Here is a 9,887-nt window from a genome sequence, read left to right on the forward strand (position 1 = left end):
GGTGCGGCCGCCGGCTCCGACGTCGAGCCCGCGGGGCTTACGACCGGCGCGATGGCGGCCGGCGTCCTCGAGGCGCTGTGGGCCGACGCCGGCGCCCCTGACGCCCCGGGCGCCGCGCCCGCCCGCGCCTCGGTGGTCATCCGCAGCCACGGGGTGACCCCGGACGTGCTCGATGACGTGGAGGCGGCCGGCTTCGCCTTGGTGGACGCCACCTGCCCGCACGTGTCGCGCGCCCAGCGCGCCGCCGCCGAGCTCGCCCGCGAGGGCTGCCGCGTGGTGGTGCTGGGGGAGGCGCGCCACCCCGAGGTGGAGGGCCTTACCGCCTGGGCGCGCGAGGCCGGCGGCAAGGTGGACGTGGTGGCCGGCCCCGACGACATCCCCGCGGGGCTCTACGATCCCATCGGCGTGGTGGCGCAGACCACCCAGCGCCGCGAGAACCTCGACGCGGTGGTGGCGGCCCTGCGCGAGCGCGGACTCGATCCGCTCGTCAAGAACACCATCTGCTCGGCTACGGGGCAGCGCCAGCAGGCGGCCGCCGAGCTGGCGGGGCAGGTGGATGCCATGGTGGTCATCGGCGGGCGCAACTCGTCCAACACCACGCGCCTGGCCGAGATCTGCGCCCAGGCCTGCCCGCGCACCCATCACGTGGAGTCAGCCGACGAGCTCGACCCCGCCTGGTTCGCCGGCTGCGCCCGTGTCGGCGTCACCGCCGGCGCCTCCACCCCCGAAGACCAGATAGCCGCCGTCGAGGCCCGCCTGGCCGCGTTCTAGGCCCGCCGCCCCGCGCCCTGGCCGGCAGCGAGGCTCCGGTAGCGCTCCGCCTGCTCCCTTAGCACGGCGGCCCAGCTGCCCGGCACCTTCCGCTCGGTCTTGCTCTTCCACAGACAGCAGATGCGGCAGCGCAGCTCGCAGCCCTCCAGGGGGATGAACGCCACCGAGCGCTCGTAGCGGTTCCGATGGTGGTCGAGGGCCAGGCCCACGCCGGTGCCGTAGCTCACCTCGTCCATGAAGGTGGGGATGTCCTCGTAGAAGGTGACCACCGACGGCGCGAGGCCCCGGTGGTCGAACTGCGCCGCGATGAAGTCGTGGGTGGCGGCCATGGCGAACGGATCGGGCATGATGAAGTCCTCCTCGGCCAGTTCGGCCAGGCTCACCGTCTCCCTCCCGGCCAAACGGTGGCTCGGGGGCACCACGGCGCAGTAGCAGTCCTCTCCCAGGTCGAGTCGCTCCGAGAAGTCGCGCACGCGCGCGTCGGTGTCGATGGTGATGGCCACGTCGACCACGTCACGGGCAAGCCTCGTCATGAGCGTGCCGTGCTCGAGCGCCGAGAAGCGCAGGTGGATCCCCTCGCGCTCGGCCATGGCGCTCAGGGCCGGGCGGAACAGCGGCATGATGATGGCGCCCACGTCGTAGAGGTAGCCGATCTTCAGGGTGGCCTCGCCCCGGCGCCTCAGGATCTCGATGTTGCCGAGGGCGCGCTCGTAGCTCTCCACGATCCCCTCGGCGTCGGCGGCGAACTGCCGACCGATGGGGGTGAGGCTCACCTGGTGGGAGTCGCGGGCGAGCAGCTTGGCTCCCAGCTCCTCCTCGAGCGAGGCGATGTGGCGGCTCAGGGCCGACTGCGTGATGTAGAGCTCCTTCGCCGTGGCGCTGAAGTTGGCGTTGGCCGCCAGCGTCAGAAACTCCCTCAGGTGCCCGATCTGCATCGGCTCCCCCTTCATCCGATGGCCTCATGGGGTAAGGATACCGCGTCCCCCCTCCCGCGGGCCAGCCTCCCGCGCGGGCTTCCCGAAAGCCGCATAGCCCATGCGGATGATGCAACGCCGCCGGCCGCGCGCCGCCCGTATAGTGCAGGCATCGTCCCTCTCGGGGGACGAGAGGATTCGCGAAAGCCTTGCAAAGCTCAACCGCATACCGGATTACGGAAGGGGGAATTACCGTGCTTGGAATGATAGGGATCGTCCTGGCCATCGCGGCTCTGGTCGTGCTGGCGTGGAACCGATGGAACGCCGTGGTGTGCGCCCTCATCGCCACGCTCATCGTGGGCGTGTTCAACGGGTTCGGCATCTGGGGGACGTTCGTGGACTACTGGCTGCCCGCCGCGGGCAACTGGGTGAGCACGTTCATCCTCATGTTCCTGAGCGCCGCCCTGTACGCCAAGGTGCTGGGAGACTGCGGTGCGGCCAACCGCATCGCCTACTGGATCGTGGACAAGGCGGGGAAGAAGTTCATCTACCCTGTGCTCATCCTCATCTGCATGCTGCTCACCTACGGCGGCATCAACGCGCTCGTCATCGTGTTCGTGTTCTGGCCGCTGGCGGTGCCCATCGCCCGTCAGCTCGACAAGCCGCGCTACCTGTTCCTCACCATCATGTACATGGGCCTGCTCGGCGGCGCCAACATGGCCATGCCCGGCTCGCCTCAGACCGGCAACGTGGCGGCGGCTCAGATCCTCGGCACCACGGGCACGGCTGAGCCGGTGCTCGGCATCGTCGCCACCGTCCTGTGGTTCGCCTTCGACGTGTGGTTCATCTACTTCCTCGATCGCTGGGCCACCAAGAAGGGCCATCGCTTCGAGGAGGGCGTCGGCATCACCATGCCGGGCCGTCCTGAGGACCAGTGCCCCAGCATGGCGCGCTCGCTCATCCCGCTCATCGTTCTGCTCGTGCTGTTCGTCGTGTTCGGCAACGGGCTGGGGCCCATCGCCAAGATGTCGGCCACGGTGGCCGTGACCTCGGCTAACGTCATCGCAACCCTCGTGTGCCTGGCCATCAACTTCAAGTTCTTCGCCAACCCCGACGAGGGCCTTAGCGTCGGCGCCGCCATGAAGAAGAGCGTCTTCGACGGCGTGATGGCCGGCCTCAACCCCGCGGTGACCATGTTCTCCATGGTGGCCTTCGCCGCCGTGCTGTCGGCCACCCCGGCCTTCGGCTACCTGGTGGACCTGGCCATGAACTCGATCGACAACCCCTACTTCCAGGCGGTCATCGCCACCCAGCTGCTCGGCGTCATCGTCGGCTCGGCCGGCGCCACCTCCACCGCAGTGTGCAACACCTTCGGCGCGGAGTGGCTGGCGCACCCCGGCGTCAACGCCGACGCCCTCACGCGCATCGTGTCCATCGGCGCGGCGGGCCTCTCCACCGTGCCCTACTCCGGCGGCCTGTTCGTGAACCTGGAGGTCACCGGCTGCAAGATGAAGCACATCTGGCCCCAGCAGTTCATCGCCTGCGCCGTCCCGGCCGTCGTGCTGGCCATCGTGCTGGCGGCCCTGGCCTGCGCCGGCATCGTCTTCTAGCGAGGCGGCCGTGTGCTACTGCTGCAGGGGCTGCGGCAAGTGCACGGGGCAGGTGAAAGACCCGGTTGCCCCGGGGGCCTGCCCCGTGTGCGGCCACTGCGGCGCCCCCGGCGACGGACGCTGCGCCGCCTGCGGCCGGCCCCTGCCGCGCCCGCCCGGCGTGCCGGACGCCGCGTCGCCCACCCCAAGAGGAACCTGAGAGGAGAACCCATGGAGAAGGAATTCAAGACCATCGAGCACGAGAGGCCCTGGCGCTACCAGACCGACGACGGCCTGACCGTCACCCGCGGCAGCGCCTGGTCGGGCCCCGGCTGCCACCTGGGCTGCGGCGTGCTCATGTACACCGACGAGGAGGGTCGCCTGGTCAAGGTGGAGGGCGACCCGGAGAACCCCTTCAACAAGGGCCGCCTGTGCGTGCGCTGCCTTGACGTGATGGAGGCCGTCTACCACGAGGACCGCCTGACCAAGCCCCTGAAGCGCGCTCGCGAGGACCGTGGCAAGGACACTTGGGAGGAGATCACCTGGGACGAGGCCTACGACCTCATCGAGTCTGCCTTCAAGCGCATTCGCGAGGAGTCCGGCCCCGAGGCCATCGCCTTCTTCCAGGGCACCGGCCGCGACATCGCGCCGTGGATCACCCGCTACGCCTGGTCCTTCGGCAGCCCCAACAACGTGTTCGGCATGTCGGGCAACTCCTGCTACGGCCCGCGCGTGTCCGGCTCCATGGCCGTCACCGGCAGCTTCTGGGTGGGCGACTACTCCCAGCAGTTCGTCGACCGCTACGACGACCCGGCCTGGAAGTGCCCCGAGTGCATCGTGGTGTGGGGCAACAACCCCCTCGTCACCAACTCCGACGGCCTCTACGGCCACTGGATCATCGACTGCATGAAGCGCGGCGCCCAGCTCATCGTCATCGACCCGCGGCGCATCTGGCTGGCCAACCGCGCGGCCATCTACCTGCCCGTGCGTCCCGGCACCGACACGGCGCTCGCCCTCGCCATCCTCCACGTCATCATCGAGGAGGACCTCTACGACCACGAGTTCGTCGAGTGCTGGTGCTACGGCTTCGACGAGCTGGCCGCCGCCGTCAAGGACTGGACGCCCGAGCGCGCCGAGGAGGTGTGCTGGTGCCCGGCCGAGGACATCCGCGCTGCGGCCCGCATGATCGCCCAGGCCGACGGCTGCGTGAACCAGTGGGGCGTCGCCGTGGACATGCAGAAGCGCGCCGTTTCGTCGGGCCATGCCATCATCGACATCTTCGCCATCACCGGCAACATCGACAACCCCGGCGGCAACATCTGCCCCGACTACATCCTCATGTACTTCAACGGCTGGGGCCGCGAGTTCCTCGACCCCGAGAAGCGCGCCGCCCGCATCGGCGACGACAAGTACCCCATGGTGGCCAACGCCTACTCCAAGGCCATGTTCGACTCGGTGGTCGAGGCCATCGACACCGGCGAGCCCCACCAGATGCGCGCCGCCTGGCTCCAGACGGTGAACACCCTCGTCAACTCCGCACCCGACCCGGCCTACGTGGTCCGCGCCATGCGCAAGCTCGAGTTCGTGGCCGCCATCGACCTGTTCATGACGCCCACCATCATGGCCCTGGCCGACGTGGTGCTGCCCGTGGCCTCGTTCCCCGAGCGCCAGGGCATCCGCATCGGCGACGGCGTACAGCGCGCCGAGACCATCAACCGCGCGGTGAACCGTATCGGCGAGGGCATCGACGTGCGCTCCGACATGCAGGTGAACATGGAGCTGGGCCAGCGCTTCCGTCCCGAGGCCTACCCGTGGGAGCGCGTGGAGGACATGTTCTCGGCCATCTTCGAGGAGACGGGCAAGTCCTTCGAGGAGGTGCGCGACCAGGCGCCGGTGTATCTGCCCTTCGAGTACCACAAGTACAAGACCGGCAAGCTGCGCGCCGACGGCCAGCCCGGCTTCAACACCTCCACCGGGCGTATCGAGCTGTGGTCGACCTACTACAACTTGTTGGGCCTCGACCCGCTGCCTACCTTCAAGGAGCCGGTGCACAGCCCGGTGAGCACGCCCGACGAGTTCGCCGAGTACCCGGTGGTGCTCACCACCGGCGCCCGCAACTGGAGCCAGTTCCACTCCGAGCATCGCCAGGTGCCGCGCATGCGCGCCCTGCACCCCTACCCGACGGTGCGCGTCAACCAGGCCCTGGCCGACCAGTTCGGCGTGGTCGACGGCGACTGGGTGTGGCTGCGCAACCAGTACGGCCGCTGCAAGCGCAAGGTGCTCGTCGATCCCGGCATGATGGACGGCGTGGCCTCCACCGACCACGGCTGGTGGATGCCCGAGCTGGGCGGCACCGAGGAGGAGGGCCTGTTCGGCGCCTTCGAGTACAACTGCAACATGCTGTTCAAGTTCGATCCGGGCGAGTCCGGCTTCGGCTGCGACTACAAGTGCATGCTGTGCACCATCGACAAGTGCGCGCCCGAGGAGGCGGGCATCGTCGCCACGGTCAAGGGCGACGGCATCCGCAAGGCGGTGGCCATGGCGGACCTCCACGAGGCCCCCGAGACCGTCATCCTGTAACCGGACGAGAGAGAGGAAGGCGAGCCCATGAAGAAGGCCGTTCTTGTCGACTACTACTACTGCACCGGCTGCCACACGTGCGAGATAGCCTGCGCCGTCTCCCATGACCTGCCCACCGAGCAGGCGGGCGTGGTGCTCAACCACATCGGGCCATGGGAGTCCTCCCGTGGTCCTTGGCAGGACGACTACCTGCCGTTCTGGACGAAGAACTGCGACCTGTGCCAGGGTGGCCAGGCCGCCCACGACGGCACCCCCATGTGCGTCCACCACTGCCAGGCGCAGTGCATCAAGATGGGCGAGGTCGACGAGCTGGCGCGCGAGCTGGCTGAGCGCCCGAACCAGGCCCTCTACCTCATAGAGGCCTAAGGGACGGCCGCCTCGCGGGGCCGGGCCCGTCCCGGCCCCGCGGCGGCCACTGCGGCCGCGACCCCCGCGACGCCGCGGGACGGCCAAGGCGGAAGCGCCTGCCTTGGCCGTCCCGCCGCATCGGGCGGAAGACCTCCTGCTTTCGAGAAAGGAACCCACGATGTGCTTTAGACCTGCTGCCATCACCGAGAAGCGCTGCGGCTCCTGCGGCGCCATGAACGCCCTGGACGCGACCGCCTGCAAGGAGTGTGGCGCGCCTTTGGCTTCCGCGCCGGGTTCTGCCCCTGGAGCCCCGGGTGCCCCGGGCGCTCTCGCAGCCCCTGGCGCCCCGGCAGTTCCGGGTGCCCCTAAGGCCCCGGGTGCTCCGGGAGCGCCCAAGCCGCCGGTTGGCTGATCGCGCCGGCGCTAGCGCAGCACCCTAGGCGCAGGCTCGCCTAGGGTGCTGCCTGCGGGTTCTCGTCCAGGCTCGACAAGGCAAGAGGGGGAAGTGCGATGACGAAGAGCGTGCGGGAAGCGAGGAGTTTCAAGGAGACGGCGGGGCTCGTCGTCGGCGCGGGGTTCGTGGCGGCGGGGTTCTTCCTTCCGCCGGTCATGGGGCTGAGCCATGAGGCCCTCCTGTCCCTCGGCATCCTCATGGGGGCGGTGTGCCTGTGGTTCTGCGGGAGCATGGCCACGGGTGTGGTGGGGGTGCTCGCCTCGCTGCTCCTGCTGGTGCTGGGCGTGGTGCCCAGCTTCGACGTGGCGTTCTCGGGCTATGTGAGCACCACCACCTGGTTCGTGCTGGCGGTGTTCTGCATGACGGCGCTCATGCAGCGCAGCACCCTGGGCGCCCGGCTCACCCGCCGTTTCATCGCCTGGGCCGGCGACGACACTCGCAAGCTCGTGCTGGCCATCATGACGGTGACGGCGCTCTGCTCCTCGGTGATGACCGACACCGGCGCGGTGGCGCTGTCCATGAGCTTCGCGCTGCCCCTGCTGGAGACGGTGGGAGCCCGGCGCGGCGAGTCGAACCTGGGGCGCTGCCTCATGCTCGGCATATCCTTCGGCGCGCTCATCGGCGGCTTCACCACGCCCATCGGCCATTCGCTGAACGTGCTGGCCATGGGCATCCTCCAGACCCAGACCGGCTACGTGGTGCCCTTCCTCACGTGGATGGCCTACGGGGTCCCCATCGCCTGCGTCATGGTGCCGGCTGCCTGGTGGGGGCTCGTTCGGGCGTTCCCGCCCGAGCCCATCGCCCCTGGCGAGGTGGAGGGGATCCTCGACGGGCAGTTCCGGTTCGGCACCCTCGACCGACGCGACTGGACGTGCCTCGTCATGCTGGTGGCGCTTCCCGTCTTGTGGATCCTGGGCAACTGGGTGGATGCGCTCGCGCCCACCACGGTGGCGCTCGTGGGCTTCGTCCTGCTCTTCGTGCCGGGACTCGACATCATCTCGTGGCGCGACTTCGAGGCCCTGGCCAGCTGGAACCTCTTCCTGTTCTTCGGCGGCGTGCTGAGCATCGGGGCGGCCTTGACCTCGACGGGCGCGGCGGCCTGGATAGCCGAGGCGTTCCTCGGGTCGGGCATCCTCGCCCTGCCGGTCTTTGCGTCGCTCGCCGTGGTGGCCGTGGCCCTCGTGCTGCTGTCCACCGTCTTTCCCATCGCACCTTCGTGGGTGGTTATCTTCCTGCCGCCGCTGCTCACCTACGCGCAGCTGACGGGGCTGCCGCTCACGGTTCCCACCTTCTTGTCGGTGTGCCTCATGGCGGGCAGCTACCTGGTGCCCCTGGCGCCGGCTCTCAACATGACGCTCGACACGGGGTACTACCGCTTCGGCGAGGAGGCGCGCTCGGGCTGGCTGACCCAGGTGATCCTGATAGCGGTCGCGGTGGGGTGGTCGTTTGCGCTGGGAATGGCCTTCGGGGTGGCGTAGCGGACGCCGGCCCGTCTGCTCGCCCCGCGCTCGCGGCGGGTATGTGCGCCCCAGGCGGCCCGCCGCCCCGCGCCCTGGCCGGCAGCGAGGCTCCGGTAGCGCTCCGCCTGCTCCCTTAGCACGGCGGCCCAGCTGCCCGGCACCTTCCGCTACACTGGGAGGCAGGCTCTGGCGAGACGCGAGGAGGATCCCATGACTGACCGGCCGGCTATCGACCTCAACGTGGAGGTCGCGACTGCGGCGACGCTCGACACCGCGGACGCGGGCGCGCTCATCGACGAGCTGCTGGCGCTCTACGCCACGGCGCAGGAGGCCGCGGCCGGTACCGACAACGACCCGCTCTGGGTTATCGGCGTCCATCCGTCGCGCGCCATGCTCGCCGACGCGCTGGCCGAGGGCGGCCTCGTCGTGGCCCGCGAGGGCGGGTCTGGCGGGCGTTTGGCCGGGGCGCTCATCCTGAACGGGGAGTGCGCGCCTGGCTACGAGGCGGTGCCCTGGGGCGTCGAGGCGGACGCCGATGAGGTGGCCGTCGTCCACCTGCTGGCCGTGCGCCCCGACCTGCGCGGCCGCGGGCTGATGCGCGCGCTCATGGAGGTCGCGGCCGATCTGGCGCGCTCTCGCGGCTGCCGCGTCATCCGCCTGGACACCCTGGTGGGCAACGTGGGCGCCCAGCGTGCCTACGAGCGCCTGGGCCTCGCCTGCCGCGGCGCCCACCGCCTGGCCTATGGCGCCAACTACGACAACCCCGCCGAGCCCAACTTCGTGCTGTACGAGTGGGAGCTGCAGGGAGAGGGCCGGCCGTTGCCGGCCAGCCTCCCTCCGCGCAGCGCTGGAAAGTCGAAGTAGGGCTTGAGCGCCTCGGGCAGGCACGCGACTTCGAGCCGGATCATATCCTCGAGACTCATATCAAGCTCGCCGGTGTACCAGCGCCGATGGTCTCGCAGCATCGCTGTGTGCCAGAAGACCAGTTGGAACCGTAGGTCGGCGAAGTCCTCCCGCTGACCGGCCATGTCCCTCAAGTGCCTATGTGCCGCACCTTCCTGGTTGTCGAGATCACGTTGCAGGAGGCTGTTGTTGGTGCTCGCCCGACTGACGTTGGCCGCGTACTCGGGAGAGAGCTGCTTGTAGGCCAAGGTGATCCCGTGCAGATAGCCGTAGAACGTCCCGCAGGCGGCTGCGGCGCGCCCCTTCGCCCCCTCTGCGGCCTTGGCGCCAGCCGCCCTTCCCGGCGCTGCGGCCCGTTTTCGTCGGCCGCTCTACCCCGACATCAGCCCTACTGCCACTTTTCGAGCCTGCGGTGGCACTAATCGGCAGTTTGGTACGGTCGCGGATCCGCGCTGCGGGGCATCACTTGGTCTCGCCATGCCAAAACCCCAGGTCGCGTACAGCCGCTTTAGGGTGAGCGTGCCTGGTTGCCCCCAAGTTGGTTGCGGGAACCGTACCAAACTGCCGATTGGTGCCATTTTTTTCGCGAAAGCCGGCTTTCGCGTCGCCGCGCTATAATCCCATCCATGGCTACCTACCCCACAGACGACATCGAGCGCCAGGCGCGTGCGGACAGCGCGGCCCGTGCCGTCGTATCCGGAGGCGCGTCCTTGGCCGCCTGCGTCGATGGCGTCGCCCCCGCGTCTCCCGCCGACGCCGCGTCCGCTGACCCGGACGCCCGCTCCAGCACCTGCGCGCCCGCGGCTGCCGCTTCCGCCGGCACCGCTGGCCGCGCTCCCGCGCCCACGCCCGCGTGCCCCGGCGCGAC

At 69.6% G+C, this 9,887-nt stretch carries 8 protein-coding genes; 7 read left to right on the forward strand and 1 reads right to left on the reverse strand.

What is annotated here, in order from left to right:
- On the forward strand, window positions 1-771 hold a 771-nt coding region (ispH, locus tag D1643_RS08350; RefSeq protein ID WP_160710189.1), incomplete at its 5' end, for a 4-hydroxy-3-methylbut-2-enyl diphosphate reductase.
- On the opposite strand, the gene D1643_RS08355 is transcribed toward ispH, so the two are convergent.
- Entirely contained in the window at window positions 768-1,706 is a 939-nt protein-coding gene (locus tag D1643_RS08355; protein WP_160710190.1) for a LysR family transcriptional regulator, read from the reverse strand. The two genes, ispH and D1643_RS08355, sit on opposite strands and share 4 nt — an antisense overlap.
- 242 nt (window positions 1,707-1,948) lie before the next feature.
- On the opposite strand from D1643_RS08355, the gene D1643_RS08360 reads away from it, so the two are divergent.
- From D1643_RS08360 to D1643_RS11850, 6 genes are all read left to right on the forward strand, one after another.
- Window positions 1,949-3,295 (forward strand): GntP family permease, encoded by a 1,347-nt coding sequence (locus D1643_RS08360; RefSeq protein ID WP_160710191.1) that lies wholly within the window; start codon window positions 1,949-1,951, stop codon window positions 3,293-3,295.
- 210 nt (window positions 3,296-3,505) lie between these two features.
- Window positions 3,506-5,854 carry a molybdopterin-dependent oxidoreductase gene (locus tag D1643_RS08365; RefSeq protein ID WP_160710192.1) on the forward strand — a complete coding sequence of 783 codons (2,349 nt, stop codon included), beginning with the start codon at window positions 3,506-3,508 and terminating at the stop codon, window positions 5,852-5,854.
- 27 nt (window positions 5,855-5,881) lie between these two features.
- Window positions 5,882-6,220: an oxidoreductase gene (locus D1643_RS08370; RefSeq protein WP_160710193.1), complete on the forward strand. Its 339-nt coding sequence runs from the start codon at window positions 5,882-5,884 to the stop codon at window positions 6,218-6,220.
- A gap of 492 nt (window positions 6,221-6,712) precedes the next feature.
- A complete protein-coding gene (locus D1643_RS08375) occupies window positions 6,713-8,134 on the forward strand; it encodes an SLC13 family permease (RefSeq protein WP_160710194.1) in 1,422 nt (473 codons plus the stop codon).
- Between the two features lie 192 nt (window positions 8,135-8,326).
- Window positions 8,327-8,980, forward strand: a complete 654-nt coding sequence (locus D1643_RS08380; RefSeq protein WP_160710195.1) for a GNAT family N-acetyltransferase — start codon at window positions 8,327-8,329, stop codon at window positions 8,978-8,980.
- A 665-nt stretch (window positions 8,981-9,645) separates the two neighbouring features.
- A partial coding sequence (locus D1643_RS11850) for a hypothetical protein (protein ID WP_236643482.1) occupies window positions 9,646-9,887 on the forward strand: 242 nt, incomplete at its 3' end.

This window comes from Enterorhabdus sp. P55 (assembly GCF_009911695.1).
Lineage (GTDB): Bacteria > Actinomycetota > Coriobacteriia > Coriobacteriales > Eggerthellaceae > Enterorhabdus.

What these genes read in the sequence shown, in the direction of transcription:
- D1643_RS08355 (WP_160710190.1), bottom strand. Translation starts at nt 1,706, where the DNA reads ATGCAGATCGGGCACCTGAGGGAGTTTCTGACGCTGGCGGCCAACGCC.
- D1643_RS08360 (WP_160710191.1), top strand. Translation starts at nt 1,949, where the DNA reads ATGATAGGGATCGTCCTGGCCATCGCGGCTCTGGTCGTGCTGGCGTGG.
- D1643_RS08365 (WP_160710192.1), top strand. Translation starts at nt 3,506, where the DNA reads ATGGAGAAGGAATTCAAGACCATCGAGCACGAGAGGCCCTGGCGCTAC.
- D1643_RS08370 (WP_160710193.1), top strand. Translation starts at nt 5,882, where the DNA reads ATGAAGAAGGCCGTTCTTGTCGACTACTACTACTGCACCGGCTGCCAC.
- D1643_RS08375 (WP_160710194.1), top strand. Translation starts at nt 6,713, where the DNA reads ATGACGAAGAGCGTGCGGGAAGCGAGGAGTTTCAAGGAGACGGCGGGG.
- D1643_RS08380 (WP_160710195.1), top strand. Translation starts at nt 8,327, where the DNA reads ATGACTGACCGGCCGGCTATCGACCTCAACGTGGAGGTCGCGACTGCG.